Origin of the sequence: Winogradskyella psychrotolerans, from assembly GCF_018860565.1 — a bacterium.
Classification (GTDB): Bacteria; Bacteroidota; Bacteroidia; order Flavobacteriales; family Flavobacteriaceae; genus Winogradskyella; species Winogradskyella damuponensis.
The window spans coordinates 1-20,150 of sequence record NZ_JAHKPS010000032.1; the positions used below are offsets into that span (position 1 = coordinate 1).

Consider the following 20,150-nt stretch of genomic DNA (forward strand, 5'->3'; position numbering starts at 1 on the left):
TTTTTCAATAACTCATCATTTTTAGAAATTTAAATTAAAACAGATACGAAGAAAGTTTTATTTTAAAACAAGCCATATATCGGTATATAACCAATTTTAAAACAAAACAATGTCTGGTGGGTGAATATCCTATGTAGCGTCGTCCATACTACGTATTTTGAGCTCTAGCAGATCATTAAAACTAAACCTACAATAAAGATTCTGGAAAACTATAAACCGAATAAAAAAAATAAAATACTAAACACAACAGCGCATATAAAAAATAGCTAAGACATTGATATCATTTATTTTTCGTTTCTTTATAGAAGATATTTTAAACCCGAAAAGCAGTTGATCTTTAAGACGCTACTTTTCATATACGCGCACCGTTAGGTTTCATACGAAAAAAACACTCTACACCAAACAACAAGTTAAATGAAAATCAAAAAAATAGAAGTCCAAAACTTTCGACTATTAGAAAACATAAACTGCAATTTAGAAGACGATATAACATTAATCGTAGGAAAGAATAACACAGGAAAAACTTCTTTTTTTGAAGCTATAAAGTTAGCTACTTCCACAGATGGAAAATTTATATTTGAGGACTTTTCACAGAGTACTTATACTGTGTTTAAATCTTCTTACAATAAATATTTAGAATCTAAAAAAGAAGGAATCACAGAAGAGGATCGAGAAGAACTTGAAAAACAACTGTTAGTAGAAATTCCTAAAATTAAAATCAATTTTGAAATTGAGTATGATAAAATAAGTAATGAATCATTAGTTGAGCTTAGTGAATTTATAACAGATTTAGAGGATGCTAGAAATGATGCTACAATTTGTGTGTCTTTTGAGCCAAAAAACACTTTAAAAGTCTTTCATTCATTTGAAAATAGAAAAGACAAAAGCATCGACTTAATAAAATACCTTCATCAGAACATCAAGTTTTTATATAAAAATGTTTGCTATGCAATTGATAGAGAATCTGATTATAAAAGAATAATCGAAGACAGTTTTAAAACTAAAATTCAAAAAATAGTACTTTTTGAAAGCATAAAAGCAATGAGAGTTTTAGATGACATAAAAGGAGATTCTAACAATGCATTATCTCTTGGCTTTTCAAATTACTATAGTCATAGAGATAAAACAGACAATAAAGATGTTGAAAAATTAGAAGATGCTTTGAAAGGAATTGCTTCTGATTTAACAGAAAGATATAAGAAAGTACTAGAGAATATAATGCTCGAATTAAAAAAGTTTGGAGCAAATACACCTGTTTCAATCCCCCCTATAGAGATTGATTCAATATTTGATTCTGAAAAAGTATTAAAAAACAATATCCAATATTTATATAAGCAAAATGAAATAAACTTACCTGAAAGCTATAATGGACTCGGTTACAGTAATCTAATTTATATGATTTTAGAATTAGCCAGTTTCATTGAGAAATTTAAAAATTCTAAAGAGGAAAAGCTTTCAAATTTTCTTGTTGTACTTATTGAAGAACCAGAAGCTCATATGCATCCTCAAATGCAACAAGTATTTATTAGTCAAGTAGCAGAACTTATAAAAGAAGCTAGAAATAAATATAATATTCAGATACAGGTTATAATTACAACTCATTCTTCACATATACTTTCAGAATCAGGTATTGAAACAGAAAGAGGGTTTAATAGAATTAGATATTTCAATAGATTAAAAACAGCATCTGGAGGATATAAAATAACTAATCAAGATTTTAATAATTTAAAAATTAAAGATGATGCACGAACTTTTAGATTTTTAAGACAATATCTAACACTTCATAAATCTGATTTATTTTTTGCAGATAAAGTCATATTAGTTGAAGGAACAACTGAACGTATGCTTTTACCTCAAATGATTAAAAAAAGTGCTAAATCATTATGTAATGAATATGTTTCTATATTGGAAGTTGGCGGAGCGTATGCCCATTCTTTCAGGAAAATATTAGAGTTTATTAATGTAAGAACCTTGATAATTACTGATATTGATTCAAGTAATAAAAAAGATGGCAAATGTCCTGTTTCTAAAGGTGAATACACAACTAATTACACTTTAATAAACTGGTTACCAAATAAAACTACTATATCTGATTTAGTAAATTGTAAAGTTGAAGATAAGATACAAGACAACATTCGTGTGGCTTATCAAACAAAAGAAAATGGTTATAACGCAAGAAGTTTTGAATATGCTTTTATAAATGCAAATAAAGCTTTCTTTTTAACTGAGCACCCAATTGAAAAAGGAAAAAAAATAAAGGATGAGTTTTCTTATATAAAAAACAAAGATATTTCTAAAGAAATGCCTGATAAGTTTACATCGAAACAAAAAACGGAATTCACATTCGATATTATGTCTTTTAACGAAAAGGAATATGGAAAATGGAAAGTTCCAGCATATATAAATGAAGGTTTAGTTTGGTTAGCTAAAAACGATTAGAATGATAGCTATAGAACAAATAATAAATCATATAGGAGAAAACAAAAGTTTTGTTCTTGAAGCTGGAGCTGGTTCAGGTAAAACATATACTTTAATTCAAACGATAAATCACGTTTTAGCAACTAAAGGAAAAAGTATCAAACTAAACAATCAAAGAATTGTTTGCATTACTTACACTAATGTTGCCAAAAATGAAATTATTGAAAGACTTGAAAATAATCCTTTAGTAATTGTTTCCACAATTCACGAATTTTTATGGGATTGCATCAAAAAATTCAACAAACAACTAATTATTGAATTAGATGTTTTAAACGAGTTTATGATTGCTAATAGTAAAAAACCTGAAAAATATAAAACTGGATTAAAAGATAGGATTAAAACAGAAGTGAAATATGATGATAGTGGTTATAGAGATTTTGAACAAGGAAGTCTACATCACGATGATGTAATAACTTTGTCATTACAGATGTTTAAAAACTATACTGCTTTAACTCAAATCTTAGGTCAAAAATATCCTTATATTTTTATAGACGAGTATCAAGATACAGCAAGTGAAACTGTTGATGCTATTGTAAATCATTTACTCGAAAGGAATAAAACAAAACTATTAGTTGGTTTCTACGGAGATTCTTATCAAAAAATCTACGATGAAGGAATTGGTTCTCTTGAGTCCTATGTTGATGAGAATAAACTTAAACTCGTGACAAAAGATGATAATTATCGATCTTCCGAAAGTGTAGTTAATCTATTAAATAATATTCGAGATAATATAACTCAAACAATACCTGATCGTAAAGAAAGTATTGAAGGAAGTATTCAATTTATTAATTGCACAAACGATTCTAAGCAACCAAAAGAAAAAGTAGCAGATTATAAAGAAAGAGTTGCACCTAAAAAAGATTCAGACCACAATAGTGTGGTTTCAAGTTTAGAAAAAAATGGTTGGGATTTCTCAGAATTAGGTGATGACAAAATTCTAATAATAGCAAATAGCAAAGTCGCAGAAAGGGCAGGATTTGGAAATCTGTATAAAACTTATTCAAAAAGGTTTTATGACCCTAAAGCTGAATTATTAAATAGAGAAAATCATTTTGCTTCTTACTTCTTTGGCTCTAAAGACAAAAAGACCTCTAAAGAAAGAGAAACTGGAATTGAACATTTGATTTCTTTTTGGGAAAACAAAAATTATAACAGAGTTATAAAATACCTAAAACAACAAGGTGTTTTTAGTGCTTTAACCAAACATTCTGATAAACAAGAAATTGAAAATAAATTAGAGGAATTAACTACATTAAGAACTACTGGAACAGTTGAAGATGTTTTTAATTTTTGTCAAGAAAATAGGTTATCGCTTCCTTCTATAAAATTACAGAAATTCATAGAAAAGCTAAGTATAGATATAACCAACATTAGTAACGATAAAGAACAGAAAACTGCAATTAAAAATAAAGAGTTTTACGAATCATTAATGCAAATTAATTACAAAGAAATAATTTATGCTTTTAAACATATTAAAGAACAAACTTCATATTCAACAAAACACGGAACAAAAGGAGAAGAATACCGAAATGTTTTAGTTGTAATCGATGATACAAGTTGGCCTGGACAATATAATTTTGAGAAATTCTTTAACAATACTGATGACAAAGAGCATCGAAAATTAAGAACTAAGAATTTGTTTTATGTATCTTGTTCTAGAGCTAAAGAAAATTTAGTTGTTTTAGCACTTTCACAAATGGGAATTACAGCAATGAATAAAATAACTGAATGGTTTGGAGCTGAAAACATACAAATAAAATAAGCACGAAAACCTAAGAATGTATAAAGATAATAGCGGTTTAATCGCTAAATATAAAGTAAGTAGATATAAAAGGTCTGTGCTGAACCGAAAAGTTAGCGATTAGAAATCCGCTACTATTCTTATATTAGACCGTTACCACACATTTGAGAAAAACCAATGTTAGAGAAATTAATTAAACGAACAAACACCACAGAATTCTATCAAAATGGACATTTTCATTTGACCGAATTAAAAGGTCAAATTGGACATTTTAAAACAATGGAATTTAATTTTATCGTTGAAGAACGAGATGATTATGGAAAAATTACTGATGTTGAACATTGGCGATTAATTACTCATAATACAATAAAATTTAGCGGAATTTTTAGCGAACAGTATTTACCATATATAAAACTAAAAGTCTTAACTGAACATCCACTACTTTGGACTTTCAACAAAAACGAATTGGAATGTGAATTAAATGGTTTTCCGACAAACGCAAGTGAATTTATTGGAGATTTATTCTTTGCCTACGAAAAACACGCTGGAAATTGGTTGCCACTAAATGAGAATTTTTACAACATCAAAGAATATTATAAAAAAGCCGGAAAAATGAATCTCGGAATTTCAGAACCGCTCGCTGAACCGATAAGAGCAGTTTGTGAAAAACACGGAATTGAATTTAATGTTGAGAACGTAATTAAGGATTTTGACAAAGGTTATGCGTATCGACCTAATGCAAAGCTTCTGATTTTTGGAAACGAAGATGTTAGTCCAAACGATTTTAGTTTGGGACAACCATATATAATTGCAGATGAATTTATTGCAAACCGAAAATAAAAAACGTGTGGTAACACCGTGTATAATTAATGGCTAGTTCTCGCCTACTTACGAAAATCCTCGTAGATTTTCTATTCGGTTTGTATTTGCTAAATTACGTGCTAAACCACGCAACAAACCATATACAATCACGTTAGAGGCAATTTTGACCCGTCCTGAAATAAGGCTACATAATTTTAAACATTATGTACAAAAATGACAAAGTAATCAGACGGTATTCAGAACCATTTAAACTGAAAATTTTAGCCGAACTTACAACCGGTAAACACACGAAGAGCGAACTTTGTAAACTCTACTCTATCGCACCTACGACGGTAAATGTGTGGATTAAAAAGTATAATCGTAAAGATTTAATGAACACCAGAGTGAAAGTGGAAACAAAAGACGAAACCTAACGAAGTGGTTCAGCGAAGCTAAATATCTAGAATCAAAGCATTGCAAAAAGAGAATGAAAAACTTAAAAAGCTAATGCTTAAAAAGGATTTGGATGCAATGGTAGAGGAATCTTATCTTGAAGTAGCTGCAGAAAAATTAGGATATAAAAATGTTCAGCAACTTAAAAAAACTCAATATCTAGCTTTTATTAAAACTAGAAATAGAGCTAAGGGATTTGCTTCTTTGACAACGATAACTCATTGTTTTGAACTTAAACGCAATGCTTATTACAAGCATAAAAATAGAGCTGATAAGCGTTTAAACCTAGAACAACAGATTATAGATATTGTTAGTAAAAGACGTAAATCCCTTCCTAGAGAAGGCGTACGTAAACTTATTAGGTCTCTAAATAAAGAGTTTATTAATGCTAATATTAAAGTTGGGAAAGACACTTTATTTAAAGTACTTAGAAAGCATAACATGCTTACACTTAGAAAGAAAACCAGTGCCAGAACTACTAACTCATATCATCGCTTTTATAAGTATAACAACATTATAAAAGACCTTGAAATAGCGCGACCTAATCAAGTTTGGGTATCTGATATTACACACATAAGAACTGTAAAAGGGTTTTGTTATCTAGCCTTAATAACAGATATGTATTCTAGGAAAATTGTTGGTTATGATTTTAGTGATAGTTTGGAACTAAAAGGATGTGTAAGAGCCCTAAATAAGGCCATATATCAAGCCAAAAACATTAAACAGCTTATTCATCATTGCTTCTCCAGTTCGGCAAAAATGCCTCGGGTCAGACAGAGGAATACAGTAATGCGTATACACAAATACTTAAAAGAAATTAGATAGATATTAGTATGACAGAAGAAAATCATTGTTACGAAAATGCCATAGCTGAGCGCGTAAACGGCATCTTAAAAGACGAGTTCTATCTCGACCAGACCTTTACTGATGTGGCTCACGCCAAAAGAGCAACAAAAAATGCAATTAATCTATACAACGAAATAAGATTACATTTATCTTTAGACTTCAAAACACCGAATATGGTATATAAATTATCAGCGTAAATCAATTTTTAACCTGTAGCCATATTTCAGGACTAAACATTTGAAAAAAACACTGCAAATGACTGAAATCAAGATACCTTTAAGTAAAACCAAACTAGTTTTGATGCTATTTGGAGGATTAGCATTTGTTTTTGGCGGAGTTTGGATGATTATAAAACCTGATAACTCTTCCTATATTCGACATTCTAACGATTTTCTTTTTTTTATGGGATTAGCAAGTGTTTTATTCTTTGGACTTGGTGTGTTTTTTATTCTTAGAAAAATTTTCAGCGAAAAAGTAGGACTGATTATAAATGATGAAGGAATTTTTGATAATTCAAATGCTATATGTGTAGGATTAATTGAATGGCAAGACATATCTGGAATTGACACTATTAAAGTTGAAGTCCCAGTTTACGATTTGGGAATTGATGTTTCCTCTCAAAAAATGATAATATTAAAAACCAATAAGCCTGAAAAATACATCGAACGTCAAAAAAATATAATTTTAAAAGAAACGTTGGAATACAATAACCAAGAGTATGGTTCTCCCCTAACTATAATAAGTACTGGTTTGAAAATAAAATTCTCGGAATTAGAGCAATTAATCAGAAGAGAAATTAATAATCGGAAAAAATAAAAAACGTGTTACAACAACTTGTATAGCTCATTGCGGCTGAATTTCCTCGCGGAAATTCAATCTTATTCGCTATCTTTCGGTCACGGCGGAAAATCATAGCTGATTTTCCGTAACAAACTAAAGAAACACGTTGGCACCAATTTGACCAACTCGCCCTTAATTAAAATAACAAACTCCCTAAAATTTTAGTATTAAGCTAAAATTCTCGTTAATCTATTGATTTACTTTATTTGAATAAAGATAAAAACGTTCTTGAATCGTTTTTAACAAATATAGCAACACTAAAATCATCTTAAAAAGATAATTATTTATTGTAAAACAATATTTTTTTATACATTTGCAATAATAAAATATATTTTATTATATGCAAAAATCAATTATTATTTCCAAAGTTTTATACTACATCTCAAGGATGTTGGGTGGTTTATATTTAGTTACTGGTGTTTACGGGTCTTTTAGCTGGATAACAAACACCCATATGTTAATAAAAGATAAACAAACAATTATCACCTATCCTTTTACAGAGGAGTCTTTTTTAATTTTAGACAGTAACACAACGTATTTAATCTTTTCGTTTTTAATTCCTGTTTTAGGGTATGGTTTGTTTTTTGGGTTGTTATCTAATGTCTTTAAGGTATTCTACCAAGATAAATTATTTACCGCCGAAAATATTGTGCATTTGCGACGGTTTTATCTTGTCAATATATTTCTACCAGCTGTACTCACCATATTCACATCGTTTTTTATGCCCATAGAACACGAAATGTTTCTGATTATTATCCTGCATCTTGTTTTAGGTGTTTTTGTGTTTTTTATGTCAGAAATATTTAACCAAGGATTGCATTTACAAAACGAACAAGACTTATACATTTAAACTATGCCCATTGTAATAAATATAGATGTCATGCTTGCCAAACGAAAAATGAAGAGTAAAGAATTGGTTAAAGAAGTTGGCATTACACCTGCAAATTTATCGATACTAAAAAATGGAAAAGCCAAAGGCATTCGCTTTGAAACTCTAGAAAAAATATGCAAAGCCTTAGACTGTAAACCTGGAGACATTATAGACTATGTAGACTAGCACTCTCTTAAATATTATCTTATGAATACATTGAATATCAACAATGTGTCCCTTGTGTATAACAACGGACACCAGGCACTTTATGCCATAAATTTAAACATAACAAACGGTGTTTTTGGCTTACTTGGGCCTAATGGCGCAGGGAAATCTTCGCTTATGAAAACCATTGTAGGCTTACAAAAACCAACCGAAGGACACATGAGTTTTAACGATACAGATATTGTAAAAAACCCATTAGAAATACAAAAACAACTAGGGTTTTTACCACAGTATTTTGGTGTTTACCCTAAAGTTTCGGCTTATAATTTACTACAACATTTGGCTAAACTAAAAGGTATTCATCACAAGAACGAGCGCCACGATCAAATTATGAATCTTCTGGATAAAGTGAATTTAGTTGACGCCAAAAACAAAGACGTACATACGTTTTCTGGTGGTATGAAACAACGTTTTGGCGTAGCTCAAGCTTTATTGGGAGATCCTAAAATTGTGATTGTAGACGAACCTACAGCAGGTTTAGATCCTGAAGAACGTAATAGGTTTAATGCGTTGTTGAGCGAAATAAGCGAAGATATTATCATTCTATTATCAACACATTTGGTAGAAGATGTACGAAATCTATGTTCGGATATGGCAATTATAAAACAAGGCGCTATTGTGGCAAAAGGGAGTCCTAATCAATTTATTGAGGCTTTGCAAGGAAAAATATGGCAAAAACCAACAACCAAAAACGAGCTACTTCACCTTGAGCCAAACCACAACATCATTAGTAAGCAATTTATTGAAAAGGTTATGCATGTAACCGTGTATGCCGATGCTTGCCCAACTGGGTTTAAAGCTGTTACTCCAAATTTAGAGCACGCTTATTTCACTTATTTAAACAGCACAACATGAAAACGGTTTTACTAAATGATATATATAGCGCGCTAAAACACATAGCAACGCAATTTGCTTTGTTGGCGTATTTGGTGCTTGGCTTTTTTACAGGCTATAAATTTCATATTAATGTAGGCGATGGCATTGCAGCCAATGCACCCTACGCTGTTGGGTTTATGACTGGTTTGTTGAGCTTACTTATTATTTTGATTGCTACACTACTAGCCTTTTCTGGCTTGTTTAAGGAACGTGATGCTAACTTTGATTTAATTGTTTTCACCACACCTATAAAGAAACGCGACTTTGCATTAGCACGCTTTTTATCCTTCTTTTTACTTACTGCATTCAGTTTTTTTATTGTAATGCTTGGGTATGTTATTGGGTTGCATGTGCAAACAGATTCTGAAATGCTTGCAGACTTTCATCTGTGGCATTATGTATATCCTTATTTGATTTTTGGTGTGGTAAATAGCTTATTGGTATGCAGCATCCTGTTTTTCTTTGCTAAAAAATTTCAGAATAAACTACTGGTCGCTATTGCAGGATTGATGTTATACATCACCTATATGATAGTGCTCATGTTTTCAAACGCGCCGTTTATGGCACAATCGTTACCACAGTCTTTATTTGCTCAAAAAGTATCTGCTATAACTGATATTTTTGGGTTGTCGGCTTATTTTTATGATGCCAAGGACTTTAGTGTTTCTGAAAGAAACCACAACATCGTGTCGTTTAGCAACATACTATTGATAAACCGTTTGGGTGTTGTGCTACTGTCATTATTTATTATGAAATTAGGCATAAATGCGTTCTCATTTCTGCCAGTTTTCAAACAAAAGTCAACAAAAAAAAAGGCTGAAACAACGCCTAAAAAAACCAAACTACTAGATGTTCCGTTTGCGAAAGTAAGCACGTTGTTTACTTCAAAAACAAAACAACATGCGCTGCGCTCTTTTGTGAAAATCGATTTTATTTATTTGTTTAGAAGTATTCCGCTCATTTCGGTTTCTGCTTTACTGTTATTTTATGTAGGTGTAGAAATGTATGGCGATATAGATATGGGTATTAGGTTGCCGCAACAGTATGCTAGCTCTGGCTTACTGGCTAAAACCATTAACGAAACATTTTATTTTATAGGCGCACTTGTTGTGGTTTACTTTACAAACGATGTGTTTTGGCGTGCCAATGCTAGTGGATTTTCAATCATTCAAAATACGACTTATTATGCCAAAGAGCGTCTATTAGGACACGCTATAAGCATGGTGCTTTTAATCATTTTTCTTACCGGTTTAATGCTCTTGGAAGCGATTATCTTTCAGCTTATTTTTAAATACCCTTTTATTGATTGGCAAGCATATTTTGGTGTGTTTGTTTTTAATACGTTGCCACTTACACTCTTTGCGTTACTGCTGCTATTTATTAATAACATAAGTAAGAGTAAATCGGTGGCACTGGGCATATCTATCTTGTTATTCTTATTGTTTGTGACGCCTATTTCAAAAAACATGATTACGAATCCGTTGTTTCATTTTTTATCTGGTTACAAAGGTGCTTATAGCGATTTTATAGGTTACGGTGCTTATGTAATGCCGTTTATTTACAGACTGATTTTTGGGTTTGCCCTTGTAGGACTTGTATGTGCTTTATACGGTTTGATAAAAACTAAAGCTAAAAGACAACTTTATATTATTGCAATGGTTAGTTGCGTATGTATAGGCATGGTGAGTGGCTATTTGTTTTTAGATGGTTATGTTTCCAAAGATAAAGACGCTGACATATTAGCGCGTGTTGCTTACGAAAAGCATTACCGAGCATACCAAAACCTTCCGCAGCCAACCATAAAAAAAGTTAATACAGAAATAGATTTGTTTCCTAAAGACCAAGCTTACCAGATAAAAGGCACGTACTGGTTGGTAAATCAGCACAAGCACGCTATAGATTCTGTACTAATACGTGTGCCTGAAGACTTTGAGATACAAGCGCTTATATTTAGCTATAAAAATGATACCATAACGCTAGACAGGGCTATTTCAGAAATACCATTAAAACAGGCATTACAAGCCCAAGACTCGGCAAAACTCACCTTTCATTTGGCTTACAAATGGGAGGCTGTAAATGGTCATAATCCTTTTAATGCGATTGTAAAGGATGGCTCTTTTATGCGAATAAGTCGTTATTATCCTCAATTTGGGTATGATGCAAGTCAGGAAATTTCAGACAAGACTATTAGAAAACAACATGCTTTGGGCGAAGCCACAGCCATGAAACCATTTGATGCGGTAAAGACTCATATAGACGACTTTATTTCTTTAGATATGCAAATTTCAACCGATAATAATCAAATTGCTGTTGGTACTGGCGCGTTAAAATCGCAGTGGCAAGACGCTAATAGAAATTACTATAAGTATAAAGCAGACGCCATTCCTTTTAGGTTTGCGGTTTCATCAGCTACTTATGAGGTTAAAAAAGCACAACATAAAGATGTTTCTATTGAGGTTTTATATCATCCTTTACATGAAAACAATGTAGATCATCTTATTGAGAACACGAAGCTGTCATTAGGTTATTGTACCAAATATTTTGGGCCCTATCTGTTTTCGTCTATTCAATTTGCCGAAGTTTCATCGTTTACACAAGGTTTTGCAGGAACCGCTTATCCTGGTGTTATATTTATGACAGAGGATATGACGTTTAATGCTAATATAGCAAGTAGTCACAATCAGGATGTAATAAATGAACTGGCTGGTCATGAAGTTGCGCATTTTTGGTGGGGAACCAACCAGATTGATCCTGATTATCGTGAAGGCTATGCAATGCTAACTGAAAGCTTAGCGATGTATATAGAAATGATGCTATATAAAAAGATGTATGGTAAAGAAAAAATGCTAGAACGCTTAGAGATACATAAACAAATATACGACGCTGAAAAGGGCTTTAGTGAAAATTTATCTCTATTAAAAGCCACAAAAGACAATGCATTTATATCCTATTCTAAAGGCGCTATTGTTTTTGTAGAATTAAGTGAGTTACTTGGTGAAGAACGGTTGAATTTAGCATTACAATCCTTTTTTACTAAACATAAATATCCAAATGCAAAACCTACTTCAACTGATTTATTGAAAGAAATTTTGAAGGTAAGTGATGAAAATCTTAATATAAAAATTAAAGCTATGTTTGAGTAAAAACTGTTGCAAACAAAGAACTGAGCAAAAACACAAGATTTCTTAATTTCTTATTGTCTATCTACTACGACCTCGTACACTGCTTCCTGATTCTCGAATCGTTGGTGTAATTCCTACATAACTATTTTCTAGATGAACCGACCACAAGCTTAAAGACCATAAAATAAAAAAAGGACGTCCTGTAACTAAACACCTAACGTCATCAATAGCAAACAAAGACTATAGCACTGAAGCTTATTAATACCACCTTGCATTATCAAAAGCGCGTTTGATCTGTATAGAATTTGTTATTATGAATTGACTATTACGGATTACCGTAAGTTATTTAGAATAGAAGGAGGTAACTTGGCTGTTGATTCTGAGAGCTGTACGTAACTTTACGTATAGATTTTTGAGATAATATAATTAGATTTGTTGCTGACGACTTTTAAACTCATATTAAACCTGTCATAACTTATTTGATTTATGGGGTATGAATGATAAAAGTTATGATATAACGAGTTAGCTATAATTTAAACCGAACGCATTTAAGCAACAAACATCTATAAATCCAACACTTAAAATTTAAAACAAATTAACAAATGAGAAAAACAATTACAACATTATTTTTAGTAGCATTAAGTTTAAACTTAACTAATTGTAGTAGTGATGACGATTCTGGAAACGACACAACCAATCCTGAAATTTCAATTCAAGGACCAGAAGCTGGTACCACTTATTCAACTGATGATTATACAATTTTAGTTGATCCTGTTAGTTCAGTTACATTAAAAGCACAAGGAACTGACTCTGGAGGTCTTGAAAACATTAAAGCCACAGTATATAATGCTAATGGAAATGAAGTTTTCGCACATACTCAAGAAGGATTAGGAGGAGATATTCCGCCGACAGAAATGGTATTTGTCAAAAGATTCCATACAACGACTGCCGGAAATTATACTGTAATATTTAAAGCAACAGATAAAAGTGGAAATACATCAACAACTAGTCCAAGAGCTTTCGAATTTGTTGACTAAAAAACTATAGCTAACTACGTATATAAAAAATAGCGGTTTACTCGCTTAAACGAAACAAAATGAATAAATTAAAGGTCAGTATTAAACTGAAAATTTAGTGCTTAAAACCCGCTACTTTTCATATACAAGAACGTTACCCATTATTAGAGTAAAATCTGAACTTTAAATAACAAATGACTAATTATTAGTCAAAAAAGAATATGAGAAAATTATTATTGATAATTATTATTTTGTTTTCAAACTATACTTTTTCACAGAAAGTAATTCAAATGAATTATGAAAATGGAATTTATACAATTCCTTGCAAAGTAAATGGAATACCAATGACTTTTATTTTTGATACTGGAGCATCTGATGTTTCAATTTCATTGACTGAAGCTAAATTTCTATTTAAGCAAGGTCTCTTAGATCAAAGTGATATTAAAGAAAAAGTAAAGTACAAAATTGCTAATGGTAAAATAGAAGAAGGGACTAAAATTATTATTAAAGAGATAAATATTGATGGCATAATATTAAATAACGTTGAAGCAAGTATAGTTCATCAATTAGATGCACCATTACTTCTTGGTCAAAGTGCTATATCAAAATTAGGTTCAATTAAACTAGATGGAGATAAATTAATTATCAATTCCGAAAAAAATGTGAATTTGGAATTTCTAGGTATTGATTTGACTAAAAACATTGAAGACTTAGGTTTCTATTTGGACGACACTAAAGAAGTTGAAAAATTTATCCCAATAGATTTTGAAACACTTAATATATCAAAAAATCATTTTTTAGAAGAATTTAATTTTAATATTCAAAGAGTAATTTTTAATAAACAGGGGAAAATCGTAATGATTTTGTTACAAAAAACAATTTCAAATAATAAATCCAATAAAGAAGAAAATATAAAAAAAATATACAATACAATAGTAGACAAGATAACTAATAGATATTGGATTCCAGAACAGAAAAGAGAAAGAGCAAGTGTTTGGGAGTCTAATTATTTACAATTGGGTTTGAACATAGAGGATAACGAAAGAGTAAATGTAGTATATACCCCAAAAGATATGGTTGCAAATAAATTACATCCAGAAATAATTGGCGAATCTGAAAATGAATTAAAAGCATCAAATAAAAAGGATAAATTTATAGACGAATTAAGAGAAACAAGTATTAACTTTATTAATAAAACTTTGTTAGAAATGTCGAGTGGAAACCATAGATGGTTTGCAAGAATATTAGAAAATAATCTAGAGTTTAATAACGAAATAAAAATTGACAATACTGTTAACCAAAAAGAAGCTGTAACTGCCAATAAGTCAATAGCATACAACATTATGAGAATATTCTTTTTAAACAATGAATTTAAAAAAATATTCTTGGATTGTGAATTTGATAATTTTGTTTTTAATATGCAATTAACAGGCAATAAATATAATAATAGAGTTAGTAGTAAAATGAAAATTTCAAAAGAAAACTTAGAGAATTTATATGTTCCATTTACTGAAAATGAAATAATTCAAATTTTGGAAAAATAACAATAGGTAACAAAGAACTGAGTTAAAAAACAAGCAACTTTAAGCTAATTTAGCACGCTTTCTTTTAGCTACAATTCTATCATATAAGGCTTTGCAGGCTCGGTTATATTTATAGGCCGAAAAGGCTGCTAAAAACACAAGATTTCTTATTGCCTACTTTGCTTATTCTAAAGCGCCCTCGTACCCTGCTTCCTGATTCTCGAATCGCTGATGTAATTCCAACATAACTATTTTCTAGATGAACCGACCACAAACTTAATGTCCATAAAATAAAACGGGACGTCCTGTAATTAAACACCTAACGTCATCAATAGCAAACAAAGACTATAGCACTGAAGCTTATTAATACCACCTTGCATAATCAAAAGCGCGTTTGATCTGTATAGGGTTTTGGTTATTATGCGTTGGCTATTACGGTTTACCGTAAGTTATATAGAATAGAAGGCTTTAACTTGGCTTTTTATGAAGCGCAGCTGTACGTAACTTTACGTATAGGTTTTTGAAAAAATAGAATTAACTTCGTTGCTCATAGCTTTAAATATTTAAAACACTTGCTAATACCTACTTAATTAGTGCGATATGAGTGATAAAAGTTATGATATAACACGTTGCCCACAATTTGAAAAAACATCATCGAAACATATTAACCTTTATTTTATTTATGGGATTTTTAAGTAAAATCTTCGGACAATCTGAACCGAAAAATGAATATCAACCTGATTGGACATTTTACTTTTCGAATGTAAATGACAAATTAAGTTCAATTGCAACCGATTTGAATTTAATGAACGTTGCACCAATAAAAGGACAAGAAAATGTAGTTTATGTTTCAATCAAAATGCCTAATCCGAAAGACAATGGATTGTCGAGTAACGAAGATGCAGATGAATTATGGAAAATTGAAGACGTAATAATAAGTGAATTTGACAAAAAAAGTCTGAATTATACTTTTGCAGGTCGGCTGACTTCTAACGGATTTCGAGATTTGTACTTTTTTGGAGAAAACACGATTTTAATGGAAAAAGAAGTTTCTTCAGCAATGACCCAATTTCCAAATCAAAAATTTGACTTTGGACATAACGAAGATAAAAAATGGAGTGGTTATTTTGACTTTCTATATCCTCTGCCAAGACAAATGCAAATAATTCAAAACAGAAGAGTTCTCGAACAATTAGAAAAAGGCGGAGACAATCTAACAAAAGAAAGAGAAGTTTTTCATTGGATATATTTTAAAACCAAAAGTGAAATTGACCAATTTGAGAAATTTACAAATGATTTAGGTTTTAAGACAAAAAACAAAGCAAAAACAGAACAACCGAACGAATATAAATTTGTTATTCAAATCTCACGGATTGACAAAGTTGGGTATGATGAAATAGATGAATATACCTTGGATTTATGGCAAAAAGCATCTGAATTAAATGGAGATTATGATGGTTGGGAAACATCAATTGAGAAATAAAAACTGTGGGCAACACCGTATATAATTTATTGCTGGCTTCTCGCCTACTTACGAAAGTCCTCGCGGACTTTCTTTGTCCGTAATTATTTACTAAATTAGTTGTTTAAACCACGCAACAAACCATATACAAACACGTTGTGGTTAATTTTACCGCTGTACTTTCCTGAAATAGGTTGACTAAAAATTAAGCAATTAATTACAGTCACTTATGAAAACAAAAAATGAACACTGGCGAAAAAAAAGCTATCAAAAAGCAACTTTAGAGACTAAACTTTTAGTCGTTGACCAAATCCTTAACGGACAACTATCCAATAACCAAGCTTCTAAAAAGTATGATGTTCCCAGAACAACCATATCCTATTGGTTAAGAAAATACAGTACCTTAGTACAACAAAACAATGGCATGAGTAAAAACGATGAGATTAAAAAGTTAAAAGAAAAGATTGAGGAACTTGAGTTCCAAAAAGACTTTCAGCAAGACATTATTGCTGATATGGAACTTATTACAGGCGTCGATATGTCAAAAAAGTCATTACCCAAAACATTAGCAAAAGAGATAGAGCTAAAGAAAAAACAGCGTATAAGAGAAAATGGCTCTATGGATGTTTTGGGATATCTAAACAAGCCTTTTACAAAAGACTAAAAACGCAACAGAAAAAGGAAATAGATCATCAAAAAATGATCAAAATGGTCAAAGACTACCGTAAAAAGGTAAGCTCAAAAACTGGTGGAATAAAGCTACACGCTGCACTAAAAAATGACTTTATAAACGCTGATATTAAGATAGGTAGAGATAAGTTCTACCGTTTCTTAAGGCTCAATAACCTTTTAGTTCCTAAAACAAAAAATTACATCACAACTACAAACTCAAACCATATGTACAAGAAATATAAGAACCTTGTTAAAGACCACGTCCCTACTCGTCCTGAACAACTTTGGGTAAGCGACATCACATACATAAAAACTGAAAATGGCCACAACTATTTAGCACTTGTAACAGACGCCTATTCTAAGCAAATAATGGGCTATAAACTCGATAACCACATGAGAACATCTCTTTGCAGCGATGCGCTCGAAATGGCCATTAAAAACAGAAAATATCCTAATCAAAAACTCATACATCATTCAGACAGAGGATTCCAATACTGCAACCCTAACTACACAACATTTGCTGAAGATAATGGAATTATAATGAGTATGACTGAACAATACGACCCCTATGAAAATGCTGTCGCTGAACGCATTAATAGAACGCTTAAATACGAATATGGGCTAAAACAAACCATTAAAGACACAGATCTTGCGCAAAAAATAACCAAACAAGCGGTTTATATCTACAACAATCTTAGAACACATTTTAGCCTAAACTTAAGAAAACCAAATGAAGTACATTTAAATCCAAATATCAAATACAAATCCTATCGAAAAAATAACGTAAATTTACCTGAACTAACGATTTAAGAACAGACCTAGTTCAAACTATTTTTTTGCCTTCTAAACGGCTAAAAAAAATCTTTTGAACTATCTAAATAGTAACCAAAAAGAGTCAACCTATTTCAGTATAATACAGATATGGAAAAACTTAAAGAAGAGTATTATAAACAAGTAATTAAACCATGTGGAGATACAGATAACGCTTGTTTTAAAGAAAAATTTAAGACTTTTATATACACATTTACGTTATCTAATGGAGATGGGCTAGGAATTTCATATTACGAAGCCACTTTTGATGCCAATGATAACATAACAAATTGGGAACAACAATAACATTAAACATATTAAACGATGAAAATTATAACAAATATTATTTTACTTTTAATAATAAATTATTCTTTTGGGCAAACTATTGTACCAATTGAAGATAGAAAGACAACTATTGAAGTAGAAGGAAACACTTATTATTACAAAGATGTAAACGGAGAGTTTAATAAATTCTTAGGAGACTGGAAATACCAAAATAATGCAACAAATCCTACAAAAATTGTTGAGATTAGTTTTTTTAAAAGAGAAATGGATAGAGTCGGTACTGGAGGTTATGAAGATGAAATTTTTGCACGTATTAAGTATACCGAAAATGACATAATAATTTATAATACTTTTCCAGTTTTGCAACCTGTTTTAAACACAAGAGATTGGAATATCTTTGGTGGTTATTTCACAGACCCAACCAATACTAATAAATTAAAATTAGGTTATTATAGCGAACCAGGTATAGGTGGTACTACAGGACAATTAGAGCTTAACTATTCAGATTTAGGAAACGAAGAGCAATTACATTGGAAAGTATTCACTTGGCGAGATACTAATGAAGAAGGTTCTTTCAAAATGCCCTATGAAATGACTTTAGTGAAGCAATAAAACTAACCACAACAAAGAACTGAATTAAAAAACAAGCAACTTTAAGCTAATTTAGCACGCTTTCCTTTAGCTACAATTCTATCATATAAGGCTTTGCAGCCTCTGTTATATTTATACGCTGAAAAGGCTGCTAAAAACACAAGATTTCTTAATTTCTTATTGCCTACTTCGCTAATTCTAAAGCGCCCTCGTACCCTGCTTCCTGATTCTCGAATCGTTGGTGTAATTCCAACATAACTATTTTCTAGATGAACCGACCACAAGCTTAATGTCCATAAAATAAAACGGGACGTCCTGTAATTAAACACCTAACGTCATCAATAGCAGACAAAGACTATAGCACTGAAGCTTATTAATACCACCTTGCATAATCAAAAGCGCGTTTGATCTGTATAGGGTGTTGGTTATTATGAATTGACTATTACGGTTTACCGTAAGTTTTTTAGAATAGAAGGGGTTAACTTGGCTTTTGATGAAGCGCAGCTGTACGTAACTTTACGTATAGGTTTTTGAAAAAATAGAATTAACTTCGTTGCTCATAGCTTTAAATATTTAAAACACTTGCTAATACCTACTTAATTAGCAGGATATGAGTGCTAAAAGTTATGATATAACAAGTTGCCACCAATTATGAAAAACATCCTGCACATAACAATCTTTCTTTTTTCAATCGGAGTTTTCGCTTGTAGTTGTGACCCACCGAAAATTACGGAAAAGTATGTTGAATCTGAATTTGTTGCTAGCGTGACAATTTTAAAAATTTATCCTAATCAAAAAAATGAGCAAGGATATAAAGCAGACATAAAAATTAATGAATTGTATAAAGGCGAACAACTGAAATCAATTTATGTTTATGGTAGAAGTGATAACGGAATTGGAAGTTCTTGTGATATTCATATTCCAGTAAATACCAAACTAATCGCATATGCGAGAAAAAACAGAGATGGGAATTATGGAATCGGAATGTGTTCTGGAATAATGTACCTTGATTATTCTGCTATTTACAGAAAAAAAACTTTGAAAAACAAGAAAGAGCTTAAGAGGCAAAAAAGAGAAATCGAAATTTTAAATACTTTTAAGAAAAAAGAAATACTCTTTACAAACAAAATAAACTACAGAGAAAAAGCAAAACTTCATAAAGAATTAGAACAATTCAAAGGAATTGAACTTGATAAAACTTATGGTATTTATGAAATCACATTTACATCTGATTTAACTATTACGAATGTTGCAGAAATTAGCGGTTTTGGAAATCCTATTGACAAAAAATTGATTGAAATAATTAAGAAAACAGAGTGGTCGAGTTTTGACAAAGGAATAAAAGACGAAGTGCCTGACAATAGTAAATTACTAATCGGAATCTATTATTATGAAAAGGAAAAAGAAAATCCGAGTTTTTTAAGTCAATGGTATCTCTAAAAAAACTGGTGGCAACACCGTGTATAATTAATTGCTTTGGTCGTTGCTTATTTGGAAAATTCCTTCGGAATTTTCTCGTGTTCGTTTTTGTTTACTAA

19 protein-coding genes and 3 pseudogenes are annotated in these 20,150 nt (G+C 31.1%); 19 read left to right on the plus strand and 3 right to left on the minus strand.

The window, feature by feature from the left end:
- The first annotated feature begins 414 nt into the window (after nt 1-414).
- The 11 genes from KO504_RS17175 to KO504_RS17220 all read left to right on the plus strand — a co-directional run bounded on the left by KO504_RS17175 (nt 415) and on the right by KO504_RS17220 (nt 12,274).
- Complete coding sequence (locus KO504_RS17175) at nt 415-2,439, plus strand: ATP-dependent nuclease (protein ID WP_252723733.1); 2,025 nt, start codon at nt 415-417, stop codon at nt 2,437-2,439.
- 1 nt (nt 2,440) lies between these two features.
- A complete protein-coding gene (locus KO504_RS17180; RefSeq protein ID WP_215929012.1) occupies nt 2,441-4,240 on the plus strand; it encodes a UvrD-helicase domain-containing protein in 1,800 nt (599 codons plus the stop codon).
- A 156-nt stretch (nt 4,241-4,396) separates the two neighbouring features.
- Nucleotides 4,397-5,059, plus strand: coding sequence for a hypothetical protein (locus KO504_RS17185; RefSeq protein WP_215929014.1), 663 nt, complete (start codon nt 4,397-4,399; stop codon nt 5,057-5,059).
- A 185-nt stretch (nt 5,060-5,244) separates the two neighbouring features.
- Nucleotides 5,245-5,454, plus strand: a complete 210-nt coding sequence (locus tag KO504_RS17375; RefSeq protein ID WP_252723734.1) for a transposase — start codon at nt 5,245-5,247, stop codon at nt 5,452-5,454.
- 40 nt (nt 5,455-5,494) lie between these two features.
- Nucleotides 5,495-6,298: a DDE-type integrase/transposase/recombinase gene (locus KO504_RS17380; RefSeq protein ID WP_252723735.1), complete on the plus strand. Its 804-nt coding sequence runs from the start codon at nt 5,495-5,497 to the stop codon at nt 6,296-6,298.
- 8 nt (nt 6,299-6,306) lie between these two features.
- A complete protein-coding gene (locus KO504_RS17195) occupies nt 6,307-6,516 on the plus strand; it encodes an integrase core domain-containing protein (protein WP_215929016.1) in 210 nt (69 codons plus the stop codon).
- Between the two features lie 58 nt (nt 6,517-6,574).
- Nucleotides 6,575-7,135, plus strand: a complete 561-nt coding sequence (locus KO504_RS17200; protein ID WP_215929017.1) for an STM3941 family protein — start codon at nt 6,575-6,577, stop codon at nt 7,133-7,135.
- Nucleotides 7,136-7,499: 364 nt separating this feature from the next.
- A complete protein-coding gene (locus tag KO504_RS17205; RefSeq protein ID WP_215929019.1) occupies nt 7,500-8,009 on the plus strand; it encodes a DUF2975 domain-containing protein in 510 nt (169 codons plus the stop codon).
- Between the two features lie 3 nt (nt 8,010-8,012).
- Nucleotides 8,013-8,216, plus strand: a complete 204-nt coding sequence (locus KO504_RS17210) for a helix-turn-helix domain-containing protein (protein WP_215929021.1) — start codon at nt 8,013-8,015, stop codon at nt 8,214-8,216.
- Between the two features lie 21 nt (nt 8,217-8,237).
- The gene (locus KO504_RS17215; RefSeq protein WP_215929023.1) at nt 8,238-9,110 is read left to right on the plus strand and encodes an ABC transporter ATP-binding protein; all 873 of its coding nucleotides are present in this window, start codon (nt 8,238-8,240) and stop codon (nt 9,108-9,110) included.
- A complete protein-coding gene (locus KO504_RS17220; RefSeq protein ID WP_215929025.1) occupies nt 9,107-12,274 on the plus strand; it encodes a M1 family aminopeptidase in 3,168 nt (1,055 codons plus the stop codon). Before KO504_RS17215 ends, KO504_RS17220 begins: the two co-directional genes overlap by 4 nt.
- A gap of 25 nt (nt 12,275-12,299) precedes the next feature.
- Here KO504_RS17220 and KO504_RS17465 read toward each other — a convergent pair.
- Nucleotides 12,300-12,397 (minus strand): annotated as a pseudogene (locus KO504_RS17465) (IS110 family transposase); the annotation flags it as partial.
- Nucleotides 12,398-12,855: 458 nt separating this feature from the next.
- Here KO504_RS17465 and KO504_RS17225 point away from each other — a divergent pair.
- Both KO504_RS17225 and KO504_RS17230 read left to right on the plus strand, forming a co-directional pair.
- Nucleotides 12,856-13,290 carry a hypothetical protein gene (locus tag KO504_RS17225; RefSeq protein ID WP_215929027.1) on the plus strand — a complete coding sequence of 145 codons (435 nt, stop codon included), beginning with the start codon at nt 12,856-12,858 and terminating at the stop codon, nt 13,288-13,290.
- Between the two features lie 200 nt (nt 13,291-13,490).
- Complete coding sequence (locus KO504_RS17230) at nt 13,491-14,813, plus strand: retropepsin-like aspartic protease family protein (RefSeq protein WP_215929028.1); 1,323 nt, start codon at nt 13,491-13,493, stop codon at nt 14,811-14,813.
- 42 nt (nt 14,814-14,855) lie between these two features.
- Here the strand turns inward: KO504_RS17230 and KO504_RS17385 are convergent.
- Nucleotides 14,856-15,042 (minus strand): annotated as a pseudogene (locus KO504_RS17385) (transposase); the annotation flags it as partial.
- 390 nt (nt 15,043-15,432) lie between these two features.
- Between KO504_RS17385 and KO504_RS17235 the strand changes: the two are divergent.
- The 5 genes from KO504_RS17235 to KO504_RS17255 all read left to right on the plus strand — a co-directional run bounded on the left by KO504_RS17235 (nt 15,433) and on the right by KO504_RS17255 (nt 18,633).
- Nucleotides 15,433-16,275, plus strand: a complete 843-nt coding sequence (locus tag KO504_RS17235; RefSeq protein ID WP_215929030.1) for a DUF695 domain-containing protein — start codon at nt 15,433-15,435, stop codon at nt 16,273-16,275.
- A 208-nt stretch (nt 16,276-16,483) separates the two neighbouring features.
- The gene (locus KO504_RS17240; protein WP_215929032.1) at nt 16,484-16,918 is read left to right on the plus strand and encodes a helix-turn-helix domain-containing protein; all 435 of its coding nucleotides are present in this window, start codon (nt 16,484-16,486) and stop codon (nt 16,916-16,918) included.
- Nucleotides 16,888-17,736 (plus strand): IS3 family transposase, encoded by an 849-nt coding sequence (locus KO504_RS17245; RefSeq protein WP_354667411.1) that lies wholly within the window; start codon nt 16,888-16,890, stop codon nt 17,734-17,736. Before KO504_RS17240 ends, KO504_RS17245 begins: the two co-directional genes overlap by 31 nt.
- 111 nt (nt 17,737-17,847) lie before the next feature.
- Nucleotides 17,848-18,042, plus strand: coding sequence for a hypothetical protein (locus KO504_RS17250; protein WP_215929034.1), 195 nt, complete (start codon nt 17,848-17,850; stop codon nt 18,040-18,042).
- An 18-nt stretch (nt 18,043-18,060) separates the two neighbouring features.
- Nucleotides 18,061-18,633 carry a DUF6705 family protein gene (locus tag KO504_RS17255; protein WP_215929036.1) on the plus strand — a complete coding sequence of 191 codons (573 nt, stop codon included), beginning with the start codon at nt 18,061-18,063 and terminating at the stop codon, nt 18,631-18,633.
- Nucleotides 18,634-18,677: 44 nt separating this feature from the next.
- Here the strand turns inward: KO504_RS17255 and KO504_RS17260 are convergent.
- Nucleotides 18,678-18,872 (minus strand): annotated as a pseudogene (locus KO504_RS17260) (transposase); the annotation flags it as partial.
- Nucleotides 18,873-19,263: 391 nt separating this feature from the next.
- On the opposite strand from KO504_RS17260, the gene KO504_RS17265 reads away from it, so the two are divergent.
- Nucleotides 19,264-20,052, plus strand: coding sequence for a hypothetical protein (locus tag KO504_RS17265; protein WP_215929038.1), 789 nt, complete (start codon nt 19,264-19,266; stop codon nt 20,050-20,052).
- Nucleotides 20,053-20,150 lie beyond the last annotated feature (98 nt).

What these genes read in the sequence shown, in the direction of transcription:
- KO504_RS17215 (WP_215929023.1), top strand. Translation starts at nt 8,238, where the DNA reads ATGAATACATTGAATATCAACAATGTGTCCCTTGTGTATAACAACGGA.
- KO504_RS17230 (WP_215929028.1), top strand. Translation starts at nt 13,491, where the DNA reads ATGAGAAAATTATTATTGATAATTATTATTTTGTTTTCAAACTATACT.
- KO504_RS17195 (WP_215929016.1), top strand. Translation starts at nt 6,307, where the DNA reads ATGACAGAAGAAAATCATTGTTACGAAAATGCCATAGCTGAGCGCGTA.
- KO504_RS17375 (WP_252723734.1), top strand. Translation starts at nt 5,245, where the DNA reads ATGTACAAAAATGACAAAGTAATCAGACGGTATTCAGAACCATTTAAA.
- KO504_RS17210 (WP_215929021.1), top strand. Translation starts at nt 8,013, where the DNA reads ATGCCCATTGTAATAAATATAGATGTCATGCTTGCCAAACGAAAAATG.
- KO504_RS17175 (WP_252723733.1), top strand. Translation starts at nt 415, where the DNA reads ATGAAAATCAAAAAAATAGAAGTCCAAAACTTTCGACTATTAGAAAAC.
- KO504_RS17185 (WP_215929014.1), top strand. Translation starts at nt 4,397, where the DNA reads ATGTTAGAGAAATTAATTAAACGAACAAACACCACAGAATTCTATCAA.
- KO504_RS17180 (WP_215929012.1), top strand. Translation starts at nt 2,441, where the DNA reads ATGATAGCTATAGAACAAATAATAAATCATATAGGAGAAAACAAAAGT.
- KO504_RS17250 (WP_215929034.1), top strand. Translation starts at nt 17,848, where the DNA reads ATGGAAAAACTTAAAGAAGAGTATTATAAACAAGTAATTAAACCATGT.
- KO504_RS17205 (WP_215929019.1), top strand. Translation starts at nt 7,500, where the DNA reads ATGCAAAAATCAATTATTATTTCCAAAGTTTTATACTACATCTCAAGG.
- KO504_RS17200 (WP_215929017.1), top strand. Translation starts at nt 6,575, where the DNA reads ATGACTGAAATCAAGATACCTTTAAGTAAAACCAAACTAGTTTTGATG.
- KO504_RS17240 (WP_215929032.1), top strand. Translation starts at nt 16,484, where the DNA reads ATGAAAACAAAAAATGAACACTGGCGAAAAAAAAGCTATCAAAAAGCA.
- KO504_RS17225 (WP_215929027.1), top strand. Translation starts at nt 12,856, where the DNA reads ATGAGAAAAACAATTACAACATTATTTTTAGTAGCATTAAGTTTAAAC.
- KO504_RS17220 (WP_215929025.1), top strand. Translation starts at nt 9,107, where the DNA reads ATGAAAACGGTTTTACTAAATGATATATATAGCGCGCTAAAACACATA.
- KO504_RS17255 (WP_215929036.1), top strand. Translation starts at nt 18,061, where the DNA reads ATGAAAATTATAACAAATATTATTTTACTTTTAATAATAAATTATTCT.
- KO504_RS17265 (WP_215929038.1), top strand. Translation starts at nt 19,264, where the DNA reads ATGAAAAACATCCTGCACATAACAATCTTTCTTTTTTCAATCGGAGTT.